The sequence below is a fragment of the Arthrobacter sp. YAF16 genome (assembly GCF_052113385.1).
Taxonomy (GTDB): Bacteria; Actinomycetota; Actinomycetes; order Actinomycetales; family Micrococcaceae; genus Arthrobacter.
On record NZ_JBFRDC010000009.1, the window covers coordinates 94,013 to 120,240 of the forward strand.

The following is a 26,228-nucleotide window of genomic DNA, read 5'->3' on the forward strand; positions in this document are numbered from 1 at the left end:
GACCCTGGGGTGAGGAAATGGCATTTGCACTTTCCAGCTTGGGCAGGAAAGGCAGGAGACCATCCAACATGTCTAGTCAATATTCTGTCGCAGCCGATGCGCACACGACGACCGCCACTACGGCTGCGCAGCGGGGGAGCTCTGAGAACGCATGAGCCCGCTGCGACACTTGAACCAAGCCAGCCGCGCCCGGTCTTTCCACGCACACCCCTCCCACGGCGATCCGCGGATTAAGGTGGTCATCCGGATCGACCCCGCGGAGGAGTCCGCGCGCGTCGAGGTTCGCGGCGTCGTCACGACCGCCAACATCCGGGCTCTCTACGTGGTGTGCCGCCGGGTGACTTCCAGACTCGCAGGCTACGAGATCATCGTGGACCTGGCGCACGCCCGGGTCACCGCGGCAGCTTTCGAGGAACTCCGCGAGCACGCCCGCCAGTCCATCGTTTCTTCCGGCATTGACTCGTCTGTCACCCCCTGCCGCCTGCGGATCGTCGATCCGCACGTCATCCTCAGAACCAAGGAGCTCGCATGAAAGCCCTCGTGTACGGCGGCCCCGGCCAGAAGTCCTGGACGGACGTCCCGGATCCGAAGATCCAGAATCCCAGCGACGTGATCGTCAAGGTGGATACCACCACCATCTGCGGCACGGATCTCCACATCCTCAAGGGCGACGTGCCCGCCGTAACCAAGGGCCGGATCCTCGGCCACGAGGGCGTAGGAACCATCACCGAGACCGGGTCCTCCGTGACCGGACTGAAGGTGGGGGACCGCGTCATTATTTCCTGCATCAAGTCCTGCGGGCACTGCGCCAACTGCAAGACCGGGCTCTACTCGCACTGCATGGGCGAGGAAGGGCAGTCCGGGATCGGCTGGATCTTTGGACACCTGATTGACGGCACACAGGCCGAATACGTCCGCGTCCCCTACGCCGAAAACTCGCTCCATCTACTGCCGGAGGGTGTGAGCGACGAGCAGGCAGTGATGCTGTCCGACATCCTGCCCACCGGGTTTGAGATCGGGGTGCAGTACGGCCGGGTCAAGCCCGGCGACACCGTGGCCGTGGTGGGTGCCGGCCCGGTCGGGCTTGCAGCAATCGCCACCGCGGGTCTCTATGGCGCCGCCACCATCATTGCCATCGACCTCGACGCGAACCGACTGGAAAAATCACGCGAGTTTGGCGCCACTGACGTCGTGCTTTCCGGGGACGCCGACTGGAAGGACCAGGTCATGGTGCTCACTGACGGGCAGGGCGTGGACGTGGCGATCGAGGCTGTCGGTATCCCGGCAACCTTCAGCATGTGCACCGACATCGTCCGTCCGGGGGGCAACGTGGCCAACGTGGGAGTGCACGGAAAATCCGTGGAACTTCACGTGGAGGACCTCTGGATCCGGAACATCAACATCAGCATGGGTCTGGTCAATGCCAACACCACCCCGATGTTGCTCAAGCTGGTAGCCCAGGACAAGGTGCCGGCAGACAAGTTCGCCACCCACCACTTCAGTTTCGACCAGTTCATGGACGCCTACGACACCTTCGCCAGAGCCGCGGAAACGAAGGCCCTGAAAGTGGTGATCACCGCATGAAAGCCCACGTTGTCTACGATTCGGCGTTCGGCAACACCAAATCCGTGGCGGAAGCCGTCGCCGGCTCGCTCGGCGAACTCCACGCCACACCCGTGCCGGTCAACGAGTTTTCCCCCGACGACCTGGCTGCGGGGGACCTGCTCGTACTTGGAAGCCCCATCAACGGCTGGCGTCCGACGCCGAAGATCACGGAGTTGCTCTCGACGCTTGGGGACGGCCATCTTAACGGGGTCAAAGCGGCAGCTTTCGACACCCGCGTCCGGATGTTCGTCCACGGCGACGCGGCGAAGAAGATGGCGCACGCGCTCCGGGACAACGGCGCCGACATCATTTCCGAGCCTATGCCCTTTTACGTCCAGGGCAGCGAGGGGCCGTTGCGGCCCGGCGAAATCGAGAAGGCCGCACGATGGGGCAAGTCACTGCTGGAGGCGTTGGAACGGCCATGAAACCGGGCCGGATTGTCATGCTGGTGCTCGGCACGCTTGCGGCGCTGCTGGGACTGGGACTTCTCGCCGGGGCCGGCTTCACCGGTTGGGCCAATTACCAGCAGCGCGACGGCGGCTATTTCACCACCCCGTCCGAGCGCTACACGGTGGACTCTTACGCGTTGACCTCGCCGCGGCTGAACGTCATGACCGACGCCGGACCCGCCGGAGTCGACCCGGCCGCGGCGGCCGGCAGCGTGATGCTGCGCGGCTCCGCTGCGGACTCGGCGCAGCAGATCTTCATCGGCATCGCTCCGCAGGCAGATGTGGCCGCCTATTTGAGCGGCGTCAAACATTCCGAGCTGACCGAGGTCCGCTTCTCGCCTTTCCGGGCCGAGTACCGTGATGTGTCCGGAACCAAGCCTCCCGCCCGGCCTGCGGATCAGAAATTTTGGACGGCGTCCGCCACCGGGGCCGGCAGCCAGGAACTCAAGTGGGACCTGCGCTCCGGGAACTGGGCGGTCGTGATCATGAACGCCGACGCGAGCAGCCCGGTTTCTGTCGACCTCCGCGGCGGTGCCCGCTCGGACCTCCTCTGGCCAATCTTCCTCGGGCTACTGATCGGCGGCATTGTGTTGCTGGCGGTGGGTGTCCCCCTGATTGTGGCCGGCGCAGCCGGGCTGGGACGCGGCAGGCCGCCGCAGGGTCCCGGGCAGCAGCCTGGGGCTCCTTACACAGGTGCTTCCTACGCCGGCGCTCCCTACGCAGGTGCCCCGTACTCGGCGGGACCGCTGCCGTCCGGCGCCCCTCCCGGGGGTTATGTCTATCCGGCCCGGCTCAGTGGCTATCTGGACCCGCAACTGTCCCGCTGGCTGTGGCTGGTCAAGTGGTTCCTGGCCATCCCGCACTACATCGTGCTGTTCTTCCTTTGGTTCGCCTTCGTCGTCACCACAATCGTGGCCGGCTTCGCGATCCTTTTCACCGGCCGCTATCCGCGCTCGCTGTTCAACTTCAACGTGGGCGTGATCCGCTGGAGCTGGCGGGTGGCCTTCTACTCCTACGCGGCGATCGGCACGGACCAGTACCCGCCATTCACGCTGGCCCGCACCGGCTATCCGGCGGACTTCGACGTCGACTACCCGGAGAAACTGTCCCACGGCTTAGTGCTGGTGAAGTCCTGGCTGCTGGCCATCCCGCATCTGCTCATCGTGGGGGTCCTCACCGGCACCACGAGAGTCTGGGGCAGCCGCGAGGGTTACTGGGACGACGGGCAGTGGGTCCAGCAGAACGCCGGCATCTCGCTGATCGGGCTGCTGGTGCTCATCGCGGGCGTCATCCTGTTGTTCACCGGCCAGTACTGGCGCGGGCTGTTCGACCTGCTGATGGGCCTGAACCGCTGGATCTACCGCGTCATCACCTACGTGGCCCTCATGCGGGACGAATACCCGCCGTTCCATCTGGACATGGGGCCCACCGATCCGGGCGACCTCCAGCCGGTGCCGACCGCCGGCCCTCCGCCGGCCCCCGCGTACGGCCAGCAGGCACCCAGCCCGGGCCAGACTGCGGCCCAGGCCGGAACGCCCGAGCAGCAACCCGGGCCGCCGGGCTTCTATGGGATCGGCGGCCCGTCCGCGGCTGTTCCTCCGGAAGTTCACGAGGGGAGAGGCGGCCCGGAGGTCCCTCCGCGTCCCTAGGCCACCCCAGATCGTCTCCTGCGGCAGCCGGGCACCTCACTGAGGAACCCGGCTGCTGGACTACGTCCGCTGGGCACGCACAGTCCTCCTGCAAAACATTTCTACATGCATCTGCATCCAAACGGCCCCACGCGCCGGTAGTAGGGGTGTAAGCAAATAATCGCCCGCTCCCCGGGCCGTTGAAGGAGATGTAAATGCGTACCAGCCTTTTCAGTGCAGGCGCCGTGGCAATCGCGGCAGCACTCACCCTTGCCGGCCCCGCCCAGGCAGCCGAGCCCGACGCCCAGCTTTCCGTCCTCCACGGAGTGCCGGGGTTGACCGTTGACGTATGGGTCAACGGCGAACGCACCTTGGATGACTTCGCCCCGGGGACCCTGGCCGGTCCGCTGGCCCTTCCTGCCGGGGCCTATGAACTTGCCATCACCGCCGCAAATGCCAAGGACGCCTCTGCCCCCGTAATCGGTCCCGTGAAGGTCAACCTCGCCGCCAGCGGCAACTACACGGCCGTTGCCAACCTCGACGCTGCGGGCAAACCGACGGCCAACTTCTTCACCAACGACGTGTCGCAAATCGGTCCCGGCAAGGGCAAGCTCACTGTCCGCCATACGGCAGCGGCGCCGGCCGTGGACATCCTTGCAGGCGGCGCCCCCGTCATCTCAAACCTGGCCAATCCCAAGGAGAAGACGCTCACCCTTGACCCCGGGACCCTGTCCGTTGCCGTTGCCGCCGCCGGCACCACGGCTCCGGTGATCGGCCCGGCCGACGTGACTGTCGCCGAAGGCACCCACACCGTGGTCTACGCATGGGGCAGCCTCGCGGACAAGAACCTGAAACTGGCCGTACAGAAGATCGAGGGGCTGCACTCCGCTCCCGGCGGCGTTCCGGGCGGACGCTCCGGCGCCGCCGACGCCGGCACCGCACCCTTCGGTCAGACAGCCGCGACTGTGGGCATCGGTGCCGCGGTGATGCTGCTGCTTGTCGGCGGTGTTGCTGTGGCCCGCAGGCGGCCGGCGTTCCGCCGCACCCGCTAGGACGCGAACGCCCACGCCGGCCGCCCGGACACCCCGGGCGGCCGGCCCTTGGGCTCCCCACGGGAGGAGGAAGAATATGCTGCGCAAGACGGCGAAGGCCACCTGGCGTCTCCACGCCGATGTTCCGCAAAGGTCCGCCCAGCGCTCCGCCGCGCGGATCGCGGCATCCGCCGCCACGGTGGCGCTGCTGATCGCCGGTTGCGCCGCCCCCCGGTTGAGCTCCGCTCCGCTGCCTTCGGAGACAGCCGGCCTGGGGACTGCAGCCCCCGGCGCCGGCCAACCCGGCGTCGAAATACCGCCGCAAACCCGGCCCACGCGGCCTGTGCAGGTCGCGCCGGCTCCCGCCCCAAAGTCAGCGGTCCCGAAGTCACCCATCCCGGTCCGGCCGGCGGCCCCGGTGGCCAGCCCGGCCAAGGACCCGGCCCCGCGCTTCCTGACTGTCGCGGGAACCACCATCAACATGGCCATTGTGGAGGTGGGGGTCAGCCCCGACGGGGCCATGGAGATCCCGGAGCCCTTCAACCAGGCCGGCTGGTACCGCTTCGGGCCTGCTCCCGGGGCCGCCGCCGGCACTGCTGTGGTGGCGGCGCACGTCGACACCACCTCCGAGTCGGCGCCGTTCTCCCAGCTCAAGTCGTTGCCGGCCGGCTCCATCGTCACAGTCCAGCGGCACGGTGCCCCGCCCCTGGCCTACCGGGTGATCCGGGTGGAGCTGATGGCCAAGGACGCGTTCGACGGCGCCTCCGTGTTTCGGCGCGACGGGCCGCCGCAGCTGAAGCTCGTGACCTGCGGGGGCAGATGGCTGGACGAACAACAGGACTACGGCGACAATGTGATTGTCACGGCGGTGCCGGCGTGATCCAGGACGCAGCGCTCATTGTCGCCGCCAGCAGGGGGAAGGAGCCGGGCTTGGCACCTTTCGAGTCCCCCTCCGCCTGGGACGCGCGACTGAACGAGGCGTTCGCTGCCGGGGACGAAACCGCGCTGGCAGAGGCGTACCGGCAATTCTCACCCCTGGTGCACACCCTGGCCTTGCGCTCGCTGCGCGACAGCGCCGCGGCCGACGACGCCACCCAGGAAGTCTTTATCCGGGTCTGGCGCTCGCGGTCCGCGTTCGATCCCTCGAAGGCGCGGCTGCCGGCGTGGATCGTCGGCATCACGCGGAATGTCATTGCGGACGCCCAGGCGGCTACAACGCGGGAAACCCGGAAGGTCCTGGCCGCCGTCGAACACTCACCGGACCCGGGCCAGGCCGCCGGGCACGCGGCGGCCGAGCTGCTCGCCGACCGGCTGCTGCTGGATGGGGAACTCGAGCGGCTGGGCGAACCGCAAGGATCCATCCTCAAGCTCGCTTTTTACGACGACCTGACGCACTCGCAGATCTCACAGAAACTGGACCTGCCGCTTGGTACCGTCAAGAGCCACATCCGCCGCAGCCTGTCCGTGCTCAGAAGCCGATTGGAGGTAGACCGTGCAACATCTTGATCCGGAGTCCCTGAGCCTGCTGGCACTTGGCGAGGAGCTCGGGGACGACGCCGCGGACCACCTCCGCTCCTGCGCCGGCTGCGCAGCGGACTTTGCGGGGCTCCGCCGTGCCGTGGTCGCGGCCAAGCCGGGACCGGACGCCGTCGCGCTCGAAGCGCCGGGACCGCAGGTGTGGGCAGGAATTCACAGCGCGCTGGGGCTTTCCCCCGCCGTCGCCACAAACCCGCTCGCGGCCTCCGATTCGCCGTCGCCGTCGGCGTCGTCGGAGTCGCCGGTGTCACCGTCACCGGCGCCGCTGCCCTCCAGGGAGGAGCGCGCCGCCCGGAAACGGAAGCCCGGCGGGGGCGCGGGCTGGATGCGCCGCCCCGGGGTGTGGCTGGCGGCCGCCGCCGCCACAGTCCTTCTGGCGGCGGGAGCCTTCTGGTCCGTACAGCAGAACCAGGCACAGGTGACCCCGTTGGCCCGCGCCGAGCTCGCCCCGGTCGATCAGCACTCTGCCACCGGATCGGCCCGCGTCGTCGAGGCCAAGGACGGTCAGCGCACCCTGGAAGTTCAGGTCAACAAGAATGAGGCCCGCGGGTACCAGGAGGTCTGGCTGATAGCGCCGGACCTGTCCCGGCTGGTGAGCCTGGGGGTCATGACCTCTGATTCAGGCACCTTCCCGGTGCCGGCGGGCCTGAACCTGAGCGAGTACCCGATCGTGGACGTGTCCGACGAACCGGTCGACGGCAATCCCGCGCACTCCAGCGTGAGCATCGTGCGCGGAACCCTCGTGTCCTGAGCCGTTCGTCCCGTTGCCACCTGACCCCTTGTCACCTGACCCCAGCGAGAACATAGTTGAGGGAATTCACCACTCCGCGGCGGGAGGCAGGGAACGATGCTCACTAACCAAGTGCCGGCTGGCGGCCTACTGCAGGGCAAGACCGCGCTGATCTACGGCGCCGGCGGTGCGATCGGCGGAGCGGTGGCACGGGCCTTTGCGGGCGAGGGCGCGACGGTGTATCTCGCAGGCCGCACGGAATCCAGGCTGGAGAAAGTCGCGCGGGACATCAGGGAGCAAGGTGGAACGGCGGAAACCGCCGTCGTCGATGCCCTGGACGAGGAGCAGGTGGACGCCTTTGTGGACTTCGTGGCGAAAAAGTCCAAACGGATCGACATCTCGTTCAACGTCATTTCCTTCGGCGATATCCAGCAGCCCCTGATGGAAATCGACGTCAATGACTTTGCCCAGCCCATCACACTGGCCACCCGCACCCACTTCCTCACCACCAGGGCCGCAGCGAGCTACATGATCAAGCAAAAGTCTGGCGTCGTGCTGATGTTCGGCGGCTCGGGCCCGCAGACCCTCGCCGGCCTCGGCGGCTTCAAGGTGGCCTTGGATGCGATGGAGGGCCAGCGGCGGCAATGGGCCCTGGAACTGGGGAAGTCAGGGGTGCGCGTCGTCACCATGGTCACCGGCGGCATCATCGAGACCATTCCCTGGCAGGTGGAGGAGCGCGAGGAGATCGTGGTGGAGATCGCCAAGGCCGCGCACCTGAACCGCACCGCCACCCTGGTGGACGTCGGCAACGTGGCGAGCTTCATCGCCTCGGACAAGGCCGGCGCCATCACCGATGCCACCATCAACATCTCTAGCGGCGCGATCGTGGACTACTAGCGGTTCCCGTCCCGATCGTCAGGATCGGTGCGGACTCGTCCGGCGGCTATTCCACCGTGACTTTGACCCGCTGGACCACATTGTTGCCCATGCCCTGGTAGTTCCAGACCGGCTCGAGCGGCTGGGTGGCGCCGCTGGAGTCCGTCGCGCGGCAGGAAAGTTCGTGCTGTCCAGGGTCCGCCACCCACGGCATCGACCATGCGGACCAGGCGAATGGCGCCGCGGGATGTTCCAGCTGCGCGGGGGCCCATTTACCGTCGATTCCCACCTCCACCCGCTGGACGGCGCCGTGGCCGGACCAGGCCCGTCCGGTCAGCATCACCGGGCCCGCGGGCAGGAACCGCTGCCGGGTGAAGAAGTCCGGGATGCCCGGCGGAACCATGAGCGAACGCACCTTGATCCACCTGACCGGAGTGCCGGCGTCGTCCGCGTCTTGCTGGTAGCGGTACGCGACGGACTGCTGGAACCCGTCGAAGGGCTTGGTCAGCACCTTGATAGCAGACAGCCACTTGACGCTGGCCATGCCGTACCAGCCGGGGACGACGAGCCGCAGCGGGTAGCCGTGCTGCGGCGGCAGCTCGGCGCCGTTCATCCGGTACGCCAGCACGACGTCGGGCCGCAGCGCTTCGCTGACCGGCAGGCTGCGCGCGTACTGCTGGCGCACGCCGCCCTGGATCCCGGCGTCGGCCCCGGTGAACGCGACCTCGACGGCGTCCTCGTCCACGCCGGCCTGGGTCAGCAGGTAGGCCAGCGGCACCCCGGTCCAGACGGCGGTGCCGACGCCCTCCATCATCCAGGGCTGGCTCAGCGGCCGCGGTTTGAGCAAGGCCCGGCCGTTGCCGGCGCACTCCAGCGTGACCGGGACGCTGATGCTCGGTGCGCGGCGCAGGGCCCGGAGGTTCAGTTCCAGCGACCGCTGCACCGCGCCGCCAATCCGCAGGTGCCAGCTGTCCGCGTCGATGGCCGGGATGTCGAAGTGGTCCAGCAGGTAGTGCAGCCCGGGCGGTGTCACGTCGTTCCGGAGGGCCTCCAACGGCATCGAGTGGTTCCGCACTGCAAGCTGCAGCTCTTCGGCCGTGAGCGGCCCATGGCTGGGCTCACCGGAGTGCGCCGCCAGCTTTTGCGTTCGCCGGCGCCGTGCCATGACCGGTGAAGTGTGCTTGGACAGTTGTTTGGGCATGGGACTGCGATTCTGTGTGCTCTTCGCGTTCCTTCAGGTCTACGCCGCCGCCCGGTAGGCGTCAATACCGGGCCGCGCGCCGGCCCGCCTAGGGCCTGCCGCCTAGAGTGAGTGCGCTTCGGCGAGGAAGTCCGCCAGTCCCAGCGGCTCCCGCCCGGTCAGTTCGTGCACGGCCGACGTCGGCCCCGCGAGCTCGCCGGCGGCGATGGCGGTGTAGGTGCTGACCCAGGCGTCCACTTGCCAGGGCGGCGCTCCATAGGGTTCCCGGGAGGCGTACGCCTCTTCGAGGGTCTCGTTGTGGTACCTGATGGTGTGGCCGGTGCCGGCGGTCAGCAGGACGGCTGCCGCGGTCAGCGAAAGGTCCTTCGGGCCGGTCAGGTCATAGCTCCGGCCCACGTGCAGCGCTGGGTCCCGCAGCACAGCCAGCGCGGAACGGGCAACGTCCGCCCGGGCCACGGCTGCCATCACGCCGTCCCCGGCGGGGCCGCGGATCACACCGTCCGCGCCGGCCAGCAGCGGCAGGAAGTCCAGGTAGAAGTTGTCCCGCAGGATCGTGTAGTCCATTCCGGAGGCCTTGATCCGCTCCTCGGTGGCATAGTGGTCCCGTCCCAGCGTGAAGGTGCAGTCCGGGGCGGCGCCGAAGAACGAGGTGTACACGATGTGCTGCACGCCGGCCTCAGCCGCCGCGTCGACGAAGGTGTAGTGCTGCTGGAGCCTGTCCTCGGCCTCCGCCGCGGAGACCATGAAGAGGGTCTTCACCCCGGCCAGGGCGGTTCGTGCCTGTGCGGCGTCCGCGTAGCTGGCGAGGACGGGAACGGCGCCGTCCAGTTCCGGTGCCCGGCCGAGGTCGCGCACGAGCAGCCGTTGTGCGCTTCCCGCGGCGGCCAGCAGCCGGGCCACCTGGCCGCCGAGGTGGCCGGTGGCACCGGTGACAGCGAGATCCGGCAGAGTCTGCACGGGCTAGGCCTCGCGGGAGGCCGGCGACTTGGTCTGCGCCGGGTCCCGTTCGGCGAGGGAACCGATGGCGGCGTCGATCTTGTCCATGATGGCCGGGTCCAGTTTCACGCCGGCGGCGGCCACGTTTCCGGCGATCTGCTCCGGCCGGGACGCGCCCATGATGGCGGATGCCACATTCTTGTTCTGCAGCACCCACGCGATGCTCAGCTGTGCCATGGTCAGCCCGGCCTCCTCCGCGATCGGCTTGAGCTGCTGCACTCCGGTCAGCACCTCGTCGGACATCCAGCGCTCGATCATCCGGGCGCCGCCCTTGGCGTCCGTGGCGCGGCTGCCCTCGGGCGCGGGTTTGCCGGGGTGGTACTTGCCACTGAGCACGCCCTGCGCCATGGGGGACCAGACGATCTGGGACAGGCCCAGCTCCTCCGACGTCGGGACCACCTCGGCCTCGATGACCCGCCACAGCATGGAGTACTGCGGCTGGTTGGAGATCAGCTGGAAGCCAAGGTCCTTGGCGAGGGCATGGCCGTCGCGGATCTGGTTGGCCGTCCACTCACTGACGCCGATGTACAGCGCCTTGCCCTGCCGCACGATGTCGGCGAAGGCCTGCATGGTTTCTTCCAGCGGCGTCTCGTAGTCATAGCGGTGGGCCTGGTAGAGGTCCACGTAGTCCGTCTGCAGCCGGGACAGCGAGCCGTTGATGGATTCCATGATGTGCTTGCGGGAAAGTCCAAGATCGTTATGGCCCTTGGGCCCGGTGGGACCGAATACCTTCGTGAAGATTTCCAGCGACTCCCGGCGCTCGTCCTTGAGCGCCGCACCCAGAACCGTCTCGGCTGCGGTGTTGGCGTAGACATCCGCCGTGTCAAAGGTGCTGATCCCGGCGTCGAGCGCTGCCCGCACGCACTGGGTCGCGACGTCGTTCTCCACTTGCGAGCCGTGGGTGAGCCAGTTGCCGAAGGTGATTTCCGAAATCTTGAAGCCGCTGTGCCCGAGGTATCTGAATTCCATGGGTTCCAACGTAGCCCAGATGCCTGCCGGGGGTAAGGGTTCAGCTGGCCTTGCGTTCTGTGTTCTGCCCCTGGGCCGGCCGCGGGCTTTGCCGCTGGCCCGGCTTGGCCGGCTGGTGTTTGAGCATGGCGAGCGAGCCGGTGTCCAGGATTGGGCTCGTGGCCGGAACCGGGGGCTTCTTAAGGGCCAGTGGCGCGGCAGCCGGGACGCCGTTCCGGTCCATCGCGGACTCGACCAGGGGTCCCACTTCCTTGATGTCGCGAGCCGGGGCCTTGGGGCTCGGGAGCTCGCGGACTGAGACCTTGATTTCCGGAGCGGCTTCGGCCTTGGCCCGCGCCCTGGCACGGGCATCGGCACGCTCGACGGCGGCGGCCCACTCCGGGGACAGCTGGGGCTCCTTGCGGGCCGGTTTGGCTGGCTTAGCCGGCCTCGCGGCCTTGCCGGCGGCGGCACTAGGTTCGACGGCGATCGTCTGGCCGGCCGGTTCGCGTGCTGACTTCAGGCCGCTGGCGAGGGCCGCGACGGCGATGGCCAGCAACCGGCCGATTCCGGCAAGCAGCAAGGTGATGACGAGGGCAAGGAAGAGGCCGAAGAACATGACGAGGGCAACACCAAGGGTGCCGAAGAAGGTCAGGTTCATGGCGATCGTTGTCGGGTCTTCCACTTCGCCTCTCCAATCCAGCCTGCAGTGAGGTCCGTGCCGCAATCGTTCCGCCGGGCAACAGCCCTTCTTAACCATACGGACAATTTCGAACTGACACGCAGGTAATGGCCTTACCGGGCACTATGTGTCCAAGCTGATACCTTCGGCAACCCGCACGGGGACTCCCGCGTCCCCGCCGCTGCGAATGCCGCCGTCGGAATCTCAAATCCGGCCGGGCGTCTATAGTCGGAAACAGACCACGCCGGACCCGCCCGGCCCGCCGGAAGGATCCCTTTGACGCACGCCCAGGCCGCCAGTTCGGAGCCCCACGACGCCCCGTACCAGGGCAACTGCCCGTGCCTATCCGGCGAGCAGTATGGCGACTGCTGCGGCCGGTTCCACCGCGGCGACGCGGAGGCCCCCACCGCGGAGCAGCTGATGCGTTCCCGCTACAGCGCGTTCGTGGTGCTTGATGCGGCCTACCTGCTGCGGACCTGGCATCCGGACACACGGCCGGCCCAGCTGGAGCTGGATCCGGCCGTGGGGTGGCGGCGCCTGGACATCGTGTCGACGGGCCGCGGCGGCCCGCTGGACACCGAGGGGACCGTCGAGTTCAAAGCGTATTACCGGCACGACGGCGAACGCGGGGTCCAGCACGAAACGAGCCGTTTCCTGCGCGAGGACCGACGCTGGTACTACGTCGGCGCGGTCACTCTCGCCTAGCGCTCCTCGACGGTTTCTATCGGGGCGAAGCCTGCGCGGTCCACCTTGCGGTGGAAGCGCATGCCGGCAAGGCCGCCGAGCATCGCGCCGATGAGGGCCACCACGGCAATGACGACCGCGGCGATCATGCTCGTGGCGGTGAGGTCGCCCTCGTTGACCGGGATGCGCGGGAAGCTGTTCAGGTTTGCGAGGACGTTGAACTGCTGTCCGGCGGTCATGGCAAGGATGGCGACGACGATGGCCGCGATCAGTGCCCAGATCCACACCATCAGGCCCTGGCGGGCGCCGTTGAAGCGGGCCATCCGGCCGGCCACGTAGCCGCCGCAGTAGTAGGACACAAAGAGGATCACGAGCAGGGCGATGATGCCTGCGATTCCCACACTCTGGTTCTGCGAGGCCTGGTTGACCGCCTCGTTGACGTTGGTGTTGGTGGCCAGGCCGACGGCGGTGCCGGCGGCGGCGACCAGGGCGGTGAGCAGCACGGCCATGCCGGTGGCGGCAAGCCAGCCGAAGAACGCGGAGCCGATCTTGACGCCGCCGAACTGCTCCTTCTCGCGGGCCACCACGGTTTCGCGGGTGGGCACCTCTTCAACGACGGTGTCGTCTGCGAGGCGGTCATCGCGAGTCCCGTGGACCACCCGGTCGTCGCGGCTGGCTGTGCCCGCTGCGGCGGCGCCGGTAGCAGCGGTGCCCGCGAGCGGAGCGGCGGGGAAGGCGCGGGTGTCGTTCGCGCGCTCGGCCCGTGCCTCCGCCCGGTCCTCGGCGCGGTTTTCGGCTCGCGCCTCGGCGCGGCGTTCCGCCTGCCGGTCGGCCGTGACGGGCTGTTCCGCAGTCACGCCGTCCTGGCGGGCGTCGTGGATCCGGGGATCCCGGTCAACGATTGCGTCTTCCTCGCGTGCGCGGCGGGGAAGGCGGTCTTCGGGGCCTGCTGTGCTGCTCATGATGGCTGCTCGCTTTCATTGGTTGACCCGAACCCATAATTTGAACCGGGCACTGCAATGCTTCGACCGTCATCAGGTCTTGATTCCACCTAACCACGGCAGCCGCGCCAATAGCAAGGATGCTTACTATTCATGCCAGAGCGTGGCCGCACCGGCATCGCCCCACGTCAGCGGTACTTTCGGTGCAGGTTCTCCTTCACCGAGGCGCGCGGGCTGGCATCCGCGATCCAGGGGCCGGTCCCCTCCGATTGGTCCAGCACGCCCGCCTCAAGCCATTCGAAGTCCCCGGCGAGGACCTGGCGCGTGAGGGCGCGGTCGCCGTCGTCGGTGTTGCGCCAGAGTTGGTCGAAATACTCCTCGACGCGGACCCGCGCCTGCTCGCAATAGGCGTCGGCGAGCTCGTAGGCCGAGGCGCCTCGTTCCGGGGAGGTCCGGAGCAGCATCTCCGCCCGCGAGCAGCAGGCGGCCATCGCGAACAGCTCCGCTCCGATGTCCACGATCCGGCCCAGGAACGCCTGCTTGTGTTCCAGCTTTGCCTGCCAGCGGCCCATTCCGTAAAAGGTCTGCCGCGCCAGCCGCCGCGACGCGCGTTCCACGAAGCGCAGCTGCCTGGCGAGCCGGCCGAAGTCGCCGTAGGAGCGCGGATCCATCCCGGTACCGGCCACCAGCTTCGGCAGCCAGCGGGCGTAGAAGCCGGAGGCGCCCACCGCGGCCTTCGCCTTTTCGGACAGACTGGCGTCCTCGGAGGCGAGCGCACCCGCGGCGGCCAGATGGGCGTCCACGGCCTCACGTGCGATCAGGAGCCGCATGATTTCCGAGGAGCCCTCGAAGATCCGGTTGATCCGCAGGTCCCGCAGCTGCTGTTCGGCCGGTACGGCGCGCTCGCCGCGCGCCTCCAGCGAATCGGCGGTTTCGAAGCCTCGACCGCCGCGTATCTGCACCAGTTCGTCGGCGATCCGGCAGCTGATTTCGGTGGACCACAGCTTGGCGAGGGCGGCTTCGATCCGGACGTCCTTCTGCCCGGCGTCGGCCAGCTCCGCGGACAGCTCGAACACGGCGTCCAGCGCGAAGGCGCTGGCGGCGATGAAGGCGATCTTCTTGCCCACCGCCTCGTGCTCGCCCACCGGGCGGCCCCACTGGGTGCGGGCGTTGGACCATTCCCTGGCGATTTTCAGGCTCCAGCGGCCGGAGGCAACACAGAGTGCGGGAATGGAGAGGCGTCCGGTGTTGAGCGTGGTGAGGGCGATTTTCAAGCCCTGTCCAACACGCCCCAGCCGGTTGGCGGCCGGCACCTGGACCTGGTGGAAGCGGGTGACGCCGTTTTCGATGCCGCGCAGGCCCATAAACGCGTTGCGGTTCTCCACCGTGATGCCGGGAGAGTCCATTTCCACCACGAAGGCGCTGATGCCGCCCTTGTGCGCGGTTCCGTCCGCGTCGGTGTGCGCGGGGACGAGCGCCATCACCACCACGAGTTCGGCGATCACGCCGTTGGTGGTCCAGAGCTTCACGCCGTCCAGCGTGTACGACCGGCCGTCCTCGGAGGGGACGGCGGTGCTGCCCATCCGGGCCGGATCGCTGCCGACGTCGGGCTCGGTGAGCAGGAACGCCGTCACAGCGCCGGAAGCGCAACGCGGCAGGTACTCGCGCTTTTGCTCCGGCGTGCCGAACACCTTGACCGGTTCCGGGACACCGATCGACTGGTGCGCGGACAGGAGGGCACCGAGGCTGGGGTGGACCGAACCCAGCAGGGCCAGCGCCCGGCCGTAGTACACGAGGGAAAGGCCCAGGCCGCCGTATTCGCGGGGGATCTTCATGCCAAAGACGCCCAGGGCCGCCAGCCCGGAGAGGTATTCGTCGGGGATCTTGGCGTCGCGCTCGATAGTTCGGCCGGACATGGTCCGGCAGAATGTGGTGAGCCGCTCCATGAACGCTTCGCCGCGTTCGACGTCGTCCGCCGGCGCCTGCGGCCAGGGGTGGATGAGACTGAGGTCGAAGCTGCCGAGGTAGAGACCCTTGGCGAAGCTGGGGCGGTCCCAACTGGTTTCGCGGGCGGCTTCGGCGATGGCCCGGGCATCTGCCGCGGTGGCCTCGGGACCGATCTTTTGCGCGGCCACCGGAACTTCGGCGGCGGGGCTGTCGGTGGCCGGATCTTCGGTGGCTGGGTTGTCGACGGCGGAGCTCATTGGGCATCTCCTCTAACCGGGTTGTCCGGCTCGAGCCCTGGATCCGCCGCGGGTGGAGGACCCTTCAGCTGTCCCGCAATACTACCCGCGGGTAGGTGCCCGTACTAGGGGAGGACTGCCCTATTAGTTCGCCGGGGAATTCTCCCGGGAGCTCCACCGTGGCGGCGTGGTGCAGCAGCCGGTCCCAGCCGGCGTTGATGCCGTGGACCAGGCCGAGCAGCACACTGGCAGCCACGAACCAGGACAGCCGGGCTGCACCCACCAGCATCAGGGCCGCGAAGGCCGCGGCCATGATGAAGAGGGCTATCACGAGGGCGAAAACCAGCGTCCCGACGAACACCATGGTGGCCGTTTCCACTGCGCTTAAATCGAACTGCATTCTTCCTCCTGCACCGACGCTCCGGCTGAACCAGTAGCCCGAGCGTAGGGTGCCGGAGGGGAACCCAGCCAGAGTCTTGAGGCGCGTCGTGAGGCCTTGATACGGGATCGAAATGCTACCCGGGCGTAGGTCACGGAGTGGTCGCGGAAACCTCACCCGCAGCCCGGTCCTCGCGCCTGCTGACCCGCTACGCGAGCGGTTCAGCAGGGATCAGGGATTGGGAGGCCCTGCGTTAACCTTGTAGTTGGCAGTTTTCTTAGATCCGCTGCCCGACCCCACCCTCGGCAGCGATTGGAGAATTGCGTGTCCCGTTCCGCTGTGTCCTCCGCCGACGCCATCAGCGCCCGGCTCCGGGACCTCGAACTTCTTACGAAGGGGCCTGCCTGGGCGCTGACCCGGTCGGCGCCGTGGGTGATCGCCGTGTTGCAGGCATCCTTCACCCGCACCCGGCCGCAGCTGCCGCTGGAACAGTTCCACGCCGACGTCGACGCTTTCCTTGAGCAGCTCCGGCGCCAGGAGCCGGGTCTGGGCGGATCCGCCAACGGCAAAGGCTTTGGCGACGAGTGGACCCGCAAGAACTTCCTGGCCCGGCGGAACCAGTCGGGCCAGATCGTGTACGAAGTCACCGAGCCCGCCGCCCGCGTCCTTGCCTTCCTGGACAGCCTGTCCAGTGAACGCTCCACGCTCAACGGCTCCCGGCTCGGCACGCTGCTGGGCGACGTCGAGAAGCTCGCCAACGAGACCAACCCGGACCAGAGCGCCCGGCTGGAATCGTTGGAGGAGGAGATCGGCGAACGCCGCCAACTGATCGAGGAGATCAGTTCCGGCGAGTTCGACGGACTGCTCGACGACGAAGAGGCCGTCGAAGCGGCCGGCAACATCCTGGACCTCGCCGCGAGCCTGCCGGCGGACTACAAGAAGATGCGTGACCGGATCGAGGAGCTGGTGGGCGAGCTCCGGAACCAGATCATCGAAGAATCCCTGAGCAAGGGCGCCACCATGGCGCAGGTGCTGGAGGCTGACAAGCGGCTCCGGCAGAGCCCGGAGGGCAGGACGTTCCGGTCCTTCACCGCCTTCCTCGAGGACCCGCAGCAGCAGCTTCGCTTCCGTTCCGCGATCGGGGAGGTGCTCAGCCGGCAGTTCGCGGACGAACTCAGCCAGGACGAGCGCGAGACGCTGAAGAACCTGGTGGCCGAACTGCGCAGCCAGCACAGCCAGATCCAGCGGATTTACGGCAAACTCAGCGAAAGCCTCAACACCTATGTCCAGAGCGACGACTACCGCCAGTCCGTCCGGCTCCGAAAAGTTCTGCGGGAGGCCGAGCAGGCAATCCGATCGCTGCCCTACGAGCGCGAACGACCCGGCCTGGTCCGCGGCCCGGTGCTCTTCAACGCCGGCTTCGAATCCCTGGCCATGGTCAAGCTCTTCGACCCGGACGAGTTTGCCGCGCCGCCGAAGCTGGCCGACCCGATCGCGTTCAGCGACTCGGACCGGGTGCGCTCGCCGCGGACCGGCAAGGCCAGCCCCGAGGCGATCCGCGCCGCGTCCGCCGGCGCCTCCACACTGGCCGAGGCCTGGGCGCAGCTGCCGGAGGGGGAACGCCACATCAACTCCATCCGGGCCCTGCTCTCGCACGCCCTGCACCAGGGCGCCGGCTTCGACCGCGAGGCCTGGGAGCCGCTGGACTTCGAACAAATCGACGGCTCCACCCGCACCGCCTACCTGCCCGTCGTCACGCTCAAGAAGGATTGAAGATGACCGAACTTTCCCAGGAAGTGCACGAGACGGAGCCGGACCAGGAGTCGCAGCGCGCGCCGCAGCACGTGCCCGCCGACCCCTTCACCGTCACCCCGCGGGACACCTTCGTCGACGGCGCCGCCCTCTTCCCCGGGGACACGGGCGTGCTCCCGATGAAGGTCCGCCAGGCCCTCGTGAAGCTCCTCAAAGGCCCGTACATCGACGGCGGCCGGGACGAGAAGCTGTGGACCACCTTGCTGGACAACCAGCTGATCCTGCGCAGCCGGCTCTCCGAGCTCTTCCTGACGCTTCAGCTGGACCACGAACGCAAGGTCGCGGTGCTGCGCCCGGTGGACCCCGAGGCGATCGGCGGCAGCACCCGTTCCAGCATCCTGCGCCAACAGCGGGCCCTGAGCCGGGTCGAAACCATCGTGCTGCTCCGCCTGCGCTTGCTGCTGGACCGCCATGTCACGGCCCAGACCGACCCCACGATCACGCGGGAAGAAATCGCCGACCTCGTGGCCCACTACCAGCCCGCCGGCCAGCAGGACGCCCTGCGCGATTCCGACGTCGTCAATCGCGCCATCACCAAGCTCCTGGCCCGCCAGCTCCTCCTCACCACCGGCCTGGACGAGGTCTACACCATCTCCAACGCCCTCCCGCTCGCCCTCCCCTTCGAAAACATCGGCGACATCCCGGCCCAGATCGAGGCCCTGATCGCCGCCTCCACCGACCCCTCCGGCACCGAACCCCTGATCGAGCTCGACGGCGAGCATCCGGAGGAGGACGACTCGGACGACGACGGCGACGCCGGGGACATGCGGCAGCATGCGTCTAAGCGAGGAACGAGCGAGCATGCAGAGCATGTCGCCGGTGGGGCCGCGCAAGGCGACCACACTGAAGAAGCGGAGGAAGCCAAGTGAGCATCGCGACCATGCTGCCAATGGGTGAGCTCACCAACCCCGGCCAGATGCGCCTCGCCCTCGTCCAGGTCGTCAACTGGGGCACGTTCCATGGCGCCCACACGATGCATGTGGACCGCAACGGCACCCTGCTGACCGGCAACTCCGGCGTCGGCAAGTCCACGCTGTTCGACGCCATGCTGCGGGTCTTCGACGCCCGGCCGCGCTCCAACGAGGCCGCCGCCCAGCGTGCCGGCGGCGCGGTCGAGGACAAGCGGACCACGTTCACGTACATGCGCGGCAAGGTGGGGGACAAGGCCGTCGGCGAGGGCTCGGCGAGTGCCTTCCAGCGCCCCGGGGCCACCTGGTCCGCCGTCGCACTGACCTTCGACAATGCCGCGGGCACCCGCGTGACCATCTCCGCGCTGTTCGATCTGCCGAAGAACGGCACCGAGTCCAGTGTGGGCCGGTACTACCTGATCGATAACAGGCCGCTGGACCTGGCCGCGCTTGAGGGCATCGCGGAGAAGCGGTTCACCAAGTCGGCGCTGGACGCGCTCTTCCCGGAGGCGCAGATCTTCGACGTCCACAAGGCCTTCGCGGAGCGCTTCCGCCGCCTGCTGGGGATCAACTCGGACCAGGCGCTCCCGCTGCTGCGCGTCATCCAGGCCGGTAAGGGCCTTGGCGGCAGCGTCAACACCTTCTTCCGCGACCAGGTCCTGGATGCGCCCGCCACGCTGGCCGCCGCGGACGACGTCGTCGAGGAATTCAGCAACCTGATGTCCATCCGGCAGCGGCTCGAGGACGTCCGGCAGCAGCGCGACCAGCTCGCTCCGGTCCCCGGACTGAACAAGGAGTATGCGCAGTCGCTGCTCGACGCGAACCGGCTCCGGGAGCTCGCAGGCGAGGAATTCGAGGCCTATAAGCAGCAACTCGCCGTCACCGTGCACGAGAAGACGCTCGCCCGGTTCAAGGACCTGGCCCAGGCGAAAGCAAAGGAACTCGGGGCTGAACGCGGCGTCCGCGACGGCCTGGCCAAGGAACTGCGCCAGCTCGAGGCGGACTACAACAACCAGGGCGGCAACGCGATCTCCGCGATCGAGCAGTCGCTGGAGAACGCCCGGGTGGGCCTCAAACTCCGCCAGCAGGTGGAGGAATCCGCCCGCAAGGCCCTGACGGACGCCGGCCTGGAGCTCGAATGGACCGCCGCCGGCTGGGAGCAGGCGCACGAGCACGCCGCCGCCCGCTCGGCCGAGCTCAAGGACGACTCGGAAGCGCTCAAGGAGCTGCGCTTCGAGGCCTTCGACGGCCACGCGACCAGGAAGCGGGAACTCGCCGCGGCCCAGCAGGAACTGGTCTCGCTCAAGACGCGCAAGTCCCTGCTGCCGCCGTCGAGCATCGAAAACCGCAGCGCCATCGCGGCCGCCACCGGTGTTCCCGAGGAGCAGATGCCCTTCGGCGGCGAGTTGATCGACCTCGCCGAGGGCCAAGAGCAGTGGCGTCCGGCGGCCGAGCGCGCGTTGCGCAGCCTGGCCACCACGCTGCTGGTTCCGGGCGAGCACTTCGCCGCCGTCACCCGCTACCTCAACGACCACCCGGTCCGCGGCGCGCTGCGCGCCGTGGACGTCTCGAAGCCGCTCGCCGGCGGTGCGCTGGCCGTGCAGGACGCCGCCGACGGCGAGCTGCTGACCAAACTGGACATCCTTACCGCCGGGCCGGCCGCCGAGCCGGGCGAATGGATCCGGGAGCGGATCGCCCTCGATTTCGCCTACCCCTGCGTCGAGGACCCGGACGAGCTGGCCCGGCTGGACAAGGGATTGAGCCTGGGCGGCGTGGTCAAGCGCAACCGCCACACGGTGGAAAAGGATGACCGCTTCACCTCCCGGCAGGACTACGTCCTCGGCTTCGACAACGCCTCCAAGCTCGAACTTGTCGCGGCGCAGGTCGAGGACCTGCAGCAGGAACTCGCCAAGGCGGCCGAACTGGCCCAAAGCCGGGAAGAATCCCACCAGGGCATGACCCGACAGCTCGACGCGCTGCGCCGCGTGGCGGATGACCACCGGACCTGGGAGCAGGTTTCGGCAGCGGTCGCGGCGGACGAGCTCGCCCGGATCGAGCAGCGGCTCAAGGACGCCCTGGCCGCGCAGGCCGATCTCGAACCGCTGCGTGCCAACATCGAGGCCGCCCGGCAGAAGCACCAGTCCAGCACAGAGGCCGCCGCCGTGCTGCAAAGCGAGTACAAGGCCCTCGATGCGCAGCTCACCTCGGCTGACTCCCTGCTGGACGCCGCACGGCAGCGCCTGGCCCAGCAACCGCCGTCGGACGCCACGGTCGAGGCGCTGGCGCCGTACTTCACGGACTTTGGCGAGGTGCTGGAGATGCACGAACTGGACAACTTGGCCAACCAGGTCCGGACCCGGCTGCTGGCCGAGCTGCACGCGGCCGACTCCCGCGGGCAGGCCACCTCGGAACGGCTCACGCGCATCTTCGAGGGCTTTGTCCGCGAATGGGGCACGGCGATCTCCGCGGACCACGGCACTTCGATCGGCGCCGCGGGGGAATTCGAGGCCCGCTACCACGCGATTGTCAGCGACGGACTGCCCGCGCAGGAGGCCGAGTTCCGGCAGTTCTTCAACCAGCGCACGCACGAATCCTTCAGCACGCTGCTGCACCTGCTGGACGAGGAACGCCGCTCCATCACCAGCCGGATCCTGCCGCTGAACGGCATCCTCTCCGAGGTGAACTTCCACGAGGGCAGCTTCCTGGAACTCGACATCAAGCAGACCCTCCCCGCCACGGCGAAGCAGTTCAAGGACGCAATCCAAAACGCGCTGAAGGTCCGCCACACCCGGACGGGGAAAGCTGCCGTGCCTGCCGCCGGGGCGCCCGGGACGGAGACGGACGAGGACGCCGAGCTCACCAGCCGCTACAAGTCACTCGAAACGCTCGTGAAGCGGCTCGGTTCGCAGACTCCCGAGGACCGGCGCTGGCGCGCCGAGGTGCTGGACGTCCGCGGCCATCTCTTTATCCAGTGCAAGGAGCATCGCGAGGTGCAGGGGTCCGGTTCCAAGGCGGCGGCGAAGGGCGGGAAGAAGAAGAAGACCGAGGTCTTCATGCACGCGGACACCGGCTCGATGTCCGGCGGCGAGCGGCAGCGCTTCACGGCCTTCATCATGGCCGCGGCACTGAGCTACCAGCTGGGGATCGCGGAGCAGGGCTTCACCACGTACGGCACGGTGATGATGGACGAGGCCTTCGTGCTGGCCTCGGAGGAATTCGCCGGCGCCGGCATCAAGGCGCTGCACGAGTTCGGGTTCCAGCTGCTCCTGGCCGCGCCGGAAAACGTGATCGACCTGTCCCGGCACCTCGGCTCGGTCACCGAGATCCTCCGGGACAAGCGCACCAACCGCTCCGGCGTCCTGACGGCCCCGGTGATCGCCCCGGGGTCCGCCTCGGAGGGCACATGGCGCTCCGAGGCGAACCCGGTGGACATCGTCCTGCGCTGACCTGTTAGGGCAGCCGGCGCTGCGGTTGCCGGCGCTACGTTCCCCGGACGCGGTCCAGGAACTGCGCGGTCCGCCCCGCCAGGCCGTCGATCTGTCGGCGCACGACGGCGGCCGGATCCGGGTTGATCTCGTTCACCGGAGGTTCTACCCGCACATTGCGGCAGCAGCCGAATTCGGCACAGATCAGGGTGCCCACCGTGTTGCCGTTGCGGCCGGACTGCCCGGCACGCTTGGCCACCCAGAGCAGGACGTCGTCCTTGGAGAAGATGTCTCGGCACAGCTCGCACAGGACCGAGCGGTTCTTCTTGGCGCCGCCCTCAGGGGCCCGGAGCATGATTCCGGTGGGACCGTTCGCGCCGGGCAGCACCAGATAGCCGCGCAGCGGCATCTTCCCGTCGCGCCAGCCGAGGAAGTCCAGGCTTTCCCAGTCCAGGATGTCGAAGTTCTTGGGCAGGTTGAGTTTGGCGGCTTCTGACCGGCTCGCATTGATGAAGGACGTGCGGATCTGCTGGGCAGTGAGTTTTTGCATGACGGAATCTTTCGGAATCGGATGGTTCCAGCCAGGCGGGGAAGAAGTGCGCCAGGGCCGGTAAATGGGCAGGGGACTGCCAGCCTTCGACTCCGGTTGGGACCGGGCGTTACCGCGGAATCAGTCCGCGCCGGGACCGGATTGCCGGGGAAGGGCTGGCAACTGTGCCGCGTAGCAGGCCAAAGAGGCCACCCCGCTGACCGTGGCAGCAGTCATCATTGCGATGCGCATGCTCACTTCCCCTATCCATCAAAGTTCACAATTCCACGGCCGGTTCGGATTCACCGGTCGGGCCAATCCTTGCAAACCTCCCTGACGCCTGTCCAGTTTCAAGCCACACCCAGGCAGCGGGCCCTCAGGGTGATTAGGTTACTGAAGTCTTGCGTAATTAGACAAAGGATAGGCTAGCCTTACTTAGGTTCGCATCACTTACCTAAGGAGTTCCGTGGCTTCCGCCGACTTCCCCCGCCCCTCGGGCCGCCCCACCCTCCGTCGCCTAAGCCGCCAAGCACTCAGGGCCGTGGCGCTCCTGGCCGCCGTGGGGCTGGGCCTGGCGGCCTGTTCCACCGGACCGGCGTCGACGACGGCGACCGCCCCCGTTCCGGCCGCCGGCTCGGGGTTCCCGGTGACCATCAAGCACGTCTTCGGCGAGACAACCATCAGGGACCAGCCCCAACGCGTCGTCACGGTTTCCTGGGTCAATGACGACGTCGCCCTGGCCCTTGGCGTGGTCCCGGCAGGGGTGCCCAAGAACGAATGGGGCGGCAACGCCCAGGGGTCCACGCCGTGGAAGGACGCGGCGCTGGAAAGGCTGGGCGCCGGGTTCGGCTCGGCGAAAGCCCCGGCCCAGTACTCCGAGGCGGACGGCATCAACTTCACCGAGATCGCCAAGCTCAACCCGGACGTCATCCTTGGCGCCTATTCGGGCCTGACGGAGGAGGACTACAAGAAGCTCAGCGAGATCGCGCCCGTCGTGGCCCAGCCCGAGGTCGCCTACGGCACGTCGTGGCAGGATTCCACGGCCATCATCGGCAAGGCGCTCGGCAAGGAGACGGAGGCCTCCAAGCTCATTGCCGACACCGAAGGAACCATCAAGGACAAGGTCTCGCAGTACCCCCAGCTCGCCGGCAAGACCTTTATCTACGGCAACCTCGAGCCGGCCAAGAGCGACGGGATCAATGTCTACACCGCCAATGACAACCGCCCGCGCTTCCTCAGTGAGATCGGCATGAAGCTGGCGCCCATCGTGGCGGACAAGTCCAGGAACTCCAAGGAATTCTTCATCCCGTGGTCGGCCGAGAAGGCCAACGAGCTCAGCTCGGACGTCTTCGTGAGCTGGGTCCCGGATGCGAAGACCGCAGATTCCATCAAGAACGACGCCCTGCTGGGCCAGATCCCGGCCATCAAGAACGGCGCGCTCGTCGCCGACTCGGACAACACGCTCACACTGTCCATCTCGGCGTCCTCTCCGCTGAGCCTGCCCTGGGCGCTGGACACCTTCCTGCCGCAGCTGGCCGGCGCAGCGGACAAAGCCGCCGGCGCGGGGAAATAGGTCCCTTCGATGACCATGCCCACGACGACGGCGCGTCCCGACGCGCCTGCCGCGACGGCCGGGGCGGAAACACCGGCATCGTCCGGTGGCTCCGGTGCCCGCCGGGGCGAGTGGCTGCTGGCCGCCGTCGTCGTGCTGGCGCTGGTGGCCGCCGCATCGCTTGCCATTGGCGCCCGAGGCCTCAGCCTGGGGACCGTGTGGGAGGCGCTGACGGCGTTTGATCCAGCGGACGGCGACCACGCGGTCGTTCATGCCCGCCTCCCGCGCACCGTCCTTGGCCTCCTCGCGGGCGGGGCCCTGGGGCTTTCCGGGGCGGCGATGCAGGGGGTGGCCCGCAACCCGCTCGCGGACCCGGGGATCATCGGCGTCAATGCCGGCGCGGCCCTGGCGGTCGTCACCGGGATTTACGTCTTTGGGATTTCGGCGCTGTCCGGATACATCTGGTTCGCGTTTCTTGGCGCCGCCGCGGCCGCCGCCCTCGTGTACGCGATCGCCTCGCTGGGCAGGGACGGTGCGACGCCGGTCAAGCTTGCCCTGGCGGGCGCCGCCCTGAGCGCGGGGCTGTATTCGCTCATGAACGTCATCCTGGTCTCCAGCCAGGACACGCTGGACCGTTTCCGGTTCTGGCAGGTGGGCAGCATCGCCGGGCGTGACTGGTCCGCGATCCACGCCGGATTGCCCTTCCTGCTGCTCGGTACGGCCATTGTGCTGGGGACTGGCCGGCACCTCAACGGGCTGGCCCTGGGCGAGGACCTCGCGAGCGGCCTCGGCCAGCGGGTGGGCCTGACCCGGGGCATCACGGCCCTGGGTGTTGTGCTGCTCTGCGGTTCGGCAACGGCCCTGGCGGGGCCCATCGGCTTCGTGGGGCTCGTGGTTCCGCATGCCGTCCGCTTCCTGACCGGACCCGACTACCGCTGGATCCTGCCATTCTCCCTGGTTGTGGCCCCGGTGCTGCTGCTCGCCGCCGACGTCGCCGGCCGGGTGGTCCTGCTGCCCGGCGAGGTTCCAGCCGGGATCATGACAGCCCTGGTTGGTGCGCCTGTTTTCATCTGGCTGGTCCGCCGAAGCAAGGGGGCCGGGCTGTGAAGACCGCACCACGCACGGCCCTCCTGGCCCTCGCCGTGGCAGGAATTTTCGCCGCAGCCGTCCTGCTGGGCAGCTACACCGTCACCGTCCCGGACTTCTTCCGGATTCTGGCCGCCCACCTCACCGGCGGAGCCAAAATCCCGGGCGCGAGCTTCATCGTGATGGAGCACAAGCTGCCGCGCGCCGTCGTGGGCGGCCTGGTCGGTGCGGCGTTTGGCCTATCCGGCGCACTCTTCCAGACGATGCTGCGCAACCCCTTGGCCAGTCCGGACGTGATCGGAATCAGTTACGGCGCCAGCGCCGCGGCGGTTACCGCGATCGTTCTCTTCAGTGCGTCCGGGGCCATGGTTTCGGGAGCGGCACTCGCCGGGGCGCTCGCCGTTGCCGGCATCATTTACGCAATCGCCCGGCGCGGGGCACTCGGCGCCGCGGCAGGCCGCGGGGACGCGGCAGGCAACCGGCTGATCCTGGCCGGAGTGGGCATTGCCGCCGCACTGCAGGCCGTGGTCAGTTTCCTCATGACCCGGGCGGACATCCGGACGGCGGCCGACGCGCTCGTCTGGCTCAACGGATCGCTCAACGCCGCCAGCTGGGGGCGGGCCGGGGTCCTCGGCGTTGCCCTGCTCGTGCTGGTCCCCGCAGCTGCGGTCCTCGCGCGGCCGCTGCGCATCCTGGAACTCGGCGAGGACACCGCTGCGGGCCTGGGCGTCCGCGTCGGCCGCACCCGGCTCGCCGTCGTCGTCGCCGCCGTTGGCCTGTCCGCCGTGGCGACCGCGGCAGCCGGACCCGTCGCCTTCGTGGCGTTCCTCGCCGGTCCGATTTCCCGCCGCTTTGTGCGCAAGGCGAGCCTGCCGGCCTCGGCCCTGGCCGGGGCGCTGATCGTCCTGGCCGCAGACTTCCTTGCGGCGAACCTCGCACCGCTCGTGCTCGGCGGGACCGTACTGCCCGTCGGCGTCGTTACCGGCGCCCTGGGTGCACCGTTCCTGCTGTGGCTCCTGGTCACCGCCAACCGAAAGGACGCCTGAG

Annotated in this window: 24 protein-coding genes; 16 read left to right on the top strand and 8 right to left on the bottom strand. The window is 68.2% G+C overall.

Annotated features, from left to right (window positions below; genetic code table 11):
* Positions 1–151 precede the first annotated feature (151 nt).
* The 9 genes from AB4Y91_RS15220 (at position 152) to AB4Y91_RS15260 (ending at position 7,876) form a co-directional block, all read left to right on the top strand.
* Positions 152–532 (top strand): hypothetical protein, encoded by a 381-nt coding sequence (locus AB4Y91_RS15220; RefSeq protein ID WP_441419271.1) that lies wholly within the window; start codon positions 152–154, stop codon positions 530–532.
* The gene (locus AB4Y91_RS15225) at positions 529–1,584 is read left to right on the top strand and encodes a zinc-dependent alcohol dehydrogenase family protein (protein ID WP_441419272.1); all 1,056 of its coding nucleotides are present in this window, start codon (positions 529–531) and stop codon (positions 1,582–1,584) included. The genes AB4Y91_RS15220 and AB4Y91_RS15225 overlap by 4 nt, the downstream gene beginning before the upstream one ends.
* Positions 1,581–2,030 carry a flavodoxin family protein gene (locus AB4Y91_RS15230; protein ID WP_441419273.1) on the top strand — a complete coding sequence of 150 codons (450 nt, stop codon included), beginning with the start codon at positions 1,581–1,583 and terminating at the stop codon, positions 2,028–2,030. The genes AB4Y91_RS15225 and AB4Y91_RS15230 overlap by 4 nt, the downstream gene beginning before the upstream one ends.
* Positions 2,027–3,703, top strand: coding sequence for a DUF4389 domain-containing protein (locus tag AB4Y91_RS15235; protein ID WP_441419274.1), 1,677 nt, complete (start codon positions 2,027–2,029; stop codon positions 3,701–3,703). Before AB4Y91_RS15230 ends, AB4Y91_RS15235 begins: the two co-directional genes overlap by 4 nt.
* A 194-nt stretch (positions 3,704–3,897) precedes the next feature.
* Positions 3,898–4,734, top strand: a complete 837-nt coding sequence (locus AB4Y91_RS15240; protein WP_441419275.1) for a DUF4397 domain-containing protein — start codon at positions 3,898–3,900, stop codon at positions 4,732–4,734.
* A gap of 76 nt (positions 4,735–4,810) precedes the next feature.
* Positions 4,811–5,593, top strand: coding sequence for a sortase domain-containing protein (locus AB4Y91_RS15245; RefSeq protein WP_441419276.1), 783 nt, complete (start codon positions 4,811–4,813; stop codon positions 5,591–5,593).
* A gap of 50 nt (positions 5,594–5,643) precedes the next feature.
* Positions 5,644–6,219 carry an RNA polymerase sigma factor gene (locus tag AB4Y91_RS15250; protein ID WP_441419277.1) on the top strand — a complete coding sequence of 192 codons (576 nt, stop codon included), beginning with the start codon at positions 5,644–5,646 and terminating at the stop codon, positions 6,217–6,219.
* Positions 6,206–7,000: an anti-sigma factor domain-containing protein gene (locus tag AB4Y91_RS15255; protein ID WP_441419278.1), complete on the top strand. Its 795-nt coding sequence runs from the start codon at positions 6,206–6,208 to the stop codon at positions 6,998–7,000. The genes AB4Y91_RS15250 and AB4Y91_RS15255 overlap by 14 nt, the downstream gene beginning before the upstream one ends.
* A 96-nt stretch (positions 7,001–7,096) precedes the next feature.
* On the top strand, positions 7,097–7,876 hold the full coding sequence (locus AB4Y91_RS15260) for an SDR family NAD(P)-dependent oxidoreductase (protein WP_441419279.1): 780 nt from the start codon (positions 7,097–7,099) through the stop codon (positions 7,874–7,876).
* A gap of 46 nt (positions 7,877–7,922) precedes the next feature.
* Here the strand turns inward: AB4Y91_RS15260 and AB4Y91_RS15265 are convergent, their stop codons facing one another.
* The 4 genes from AB4Y91_RS15265 to AB4Y91_RS15280 all read right to left on the bottom strand — a co-directional run bounded on the left by AB4Y91_RS15265 (position 7,923) and on the right by AB4Y91_RS15280 (position 11,685).
* Positions 7,923–9,020 carry a sulfite oxidase gene (locus AB4Y91_RS15265; protein ID WP_441419307.1) on the bottom strand — a complete coding sequence of 366 codons (1,098 nt, stop codon included), beginning with the start codon at positions 9,018–9,020 and terminating at the stop codon, positions 7,923–7,925.
* 138 nt (positions 9,021–9,158) lie between these two features.
* Positions 9,159–10,013, bottom strand: a complete 855-nt coding sequence (locus AB4Y91_RS15270) for an SDR family oxidoreductase (RefSeq protein WP_441419280.1) — start codon at positions 10,011–10,013, stop codon at positions 9,159–9,161.
* Between the two features lie 3 nt (positions 10,014–10,016).
* Positions 10,017–11,021: an aldo/keto reductase family protein gene (locus tag AB4Y91_RS15275; protein ID WP_441419281.1), complete on the bottom strand. Its 1,005-nt coding sequence runs from the start codon at positions 11,019–11,021 to the stop codon at positions 10,017–10,019.
* A 40-nt stretch (positions 11,022–11,061) separates the two neighbouring features.
* Positions 11,062–11,685: a hypothetical protein gene (locus AB4Y91_RS15280; protein WP_441419282.1), complete on the bottom strand. Its 624-nt coding sequence runs from the start codon at positions 11,683–11,685 to the stop codon at positions 11,062–11,064.
* Positions 11,686–11,958: 273 nt separating this feature from the next.
* Between AB4Y91_RS15280 and AB4Y91_RS15285 the strand changes: the two genes are divergently transcribed.
* On the top strand, positions 11,959–12,387 hold the full coding sequence (locus AB4Y91_RS15285; protein WP_441419283.1) for a YchJ family protein: 429 nt from the start codon (positions 11,959–11,961) through the stop codon (positions 12,385–12,387).
* Here the strand turns inward: AB4Y91_RS15285 and AB4Y91_RS15290 are convergent.
* The 3 genes from AB4Y91_RS15290 to AB4Y91_RS15300 all read right to left on the bottom strand — a co-directional run bounded on the left by AB4Y91_RS15290 (position 12,384) and on the right by AB4Y91_RS15300 (position 15,890).
* Complete coding sequence (locus tag AB4Y91_RS15290; RefSeq protein ID WP_441419284.1) at positions 12,384–13,328, bottom strand: YrzE family protein; 945 nt, start codon at positions 13,326–13,328, stop codon at positions 12,384–12,386. The genes AB4Y91_RS15285 and AB4Y91_RS15290 overlap by 4 nt on opposite strands.
* Positions 13,329–13,495: 167 nt before the next feature.
* Complete coding sequence (locus AB4Y91_RS15295; RefSeq protein WP_441419285.1) at positions 13,496–15,511, bottom strand: acyl-CoA dehydrogenase family protein; 2,016 nt, start codon at positions 15,509–15,511, stop codon at positions 13,496–13,498.
* A 64-nt stretch (positions 15,512–15,575) separates the two neighbouring features.
* On the bottom strand, positions 15,576–15,890 hold the full coding sequence (locus AB4Y91_RS15300; protein ID WP_441419286.1) for a hypothetical protein: 315 nt from the start codon (positions 15,888–15,890) through the stop codon (positions 15,576–15,578).
* Between the two features lie 303 nt (positions 15,891–16,193).
* Between AB4Y91_RS15300 and AB4Y91_RS15305 the strand changes: the two genes are divergently transcribed.
* From AB4Y91_RS15305 to AB4Y91_RS15315, 3 genes are read left to right on the top strand one after another with little or no spacing between them, the layout of a single operon-like run.
* Positions 16,194–17,642 carry a DUF3375 family protein gene (locus AB4Y91_RS15305; protein ID WP_441419287.1) on the top strand — a complete coding sequence of 483 codons (1,449 nt, stop codon included), beginning with the start codon at positions 16,194–16,196 and terminating at the stop codon, positions 17,640–17,642.
* Between the two features lie 2 nt (positions 17,643–17,644).
* Positions 17,645–18,550, top strand: a complete 906-nt coding sequence (locus AB4Y91_RS15310; protein WP_441419288.1) for a DUF4194 domain-containing protein — start codon at positions 17,645–17,647, stop codon at positions 18,548–18,550.
* Positions 18,547–22,035 carry an ATP-binding protein gene (locus AB4Y91_RS15315; protein ID WP_441419289.1) on the top strand — a complete coding sequence of 1,163 codons (3,489 nt, stop codon included), beginning with the start codon at positions 18,547–18,549 and terminating at the stop codon, positions 22,033–22,035. The genes AB4Y91_RS15310 and AB4Y91_RS15315 overlap by 4 nt, the downstream gene beginning before the upstream one ends.
* A 34-nt stretch (positions 22,036–22,069) precedes the next feature.
* On the opposite strand, the gene AB4Y91_RS15320 is transcribed toward AB4Y91_RS15315, so the two are convergent.
* A complete protein-coding gene (locus AB4Y91_RS15320; protein ID WP_441419290.1) occupies positions 22,070–22,564 on the bottom strand; it encodes an FBP domain-containing protein in 495 nt (164 codons plus the stop codon).
* A 520-nt stretch (positions 22,565–23,084) separates the two neighbouring features.
* Here AB4Y91_RS15320 and AB4Y91_RS15325 point away from each other — a divergent pair.
* The 3 genes from AB4Y91_RS15325 to AB4Y91_RS15335 are packed head-to-tail and all read left to right on the top strand — an operon-like array spanning position 23,085 to position 26,227.
* On the top strand, positions 23,085–24,116 hold the full coding sequence (locus tag AB4Y91_RS15325) for an iron-siderophore ABC transporter substrate-binding protein (RefSeq protein WP_441419308.1): 1,032 nt from the start codon (positions 23,085–23,087) through the stop codon (positions 24,114–24,116).
* 9 nt (positions 24,117–24,125) lie between these two features.
* Positions 24,126–25,202 carry a FecCD family ABC transporter permease gene (locus AB4Y91_RS15330; RefSeq protein WP_441419291.1) on the top strand — a complete coding sequence of 359 codons (1,077 nt, stop codon included), beginning with the start codon at positions 24,126–24,128 and terminating at the stop codon, positions 25,200–25,202.
* Positions 25,199–26,227 (top strand): FecCD family ABC transporter permease, encoded by a 1,029-nt coding sequence (locus tag AB4Y91_RS15335; RefSeq protein WP_441419292.1) that lies wholly within the window; start codon positions 25,199–25,201, stop codon positions 26,225–26,227. The genes AB4Y91_RS15330 and AB4Y91_RS15335 overlap by 4 nt, the downstream gene beginning before the upstream one ends.
* The last annotated feature ends 1 nt before the right edge of the window (position 26,228 follow it).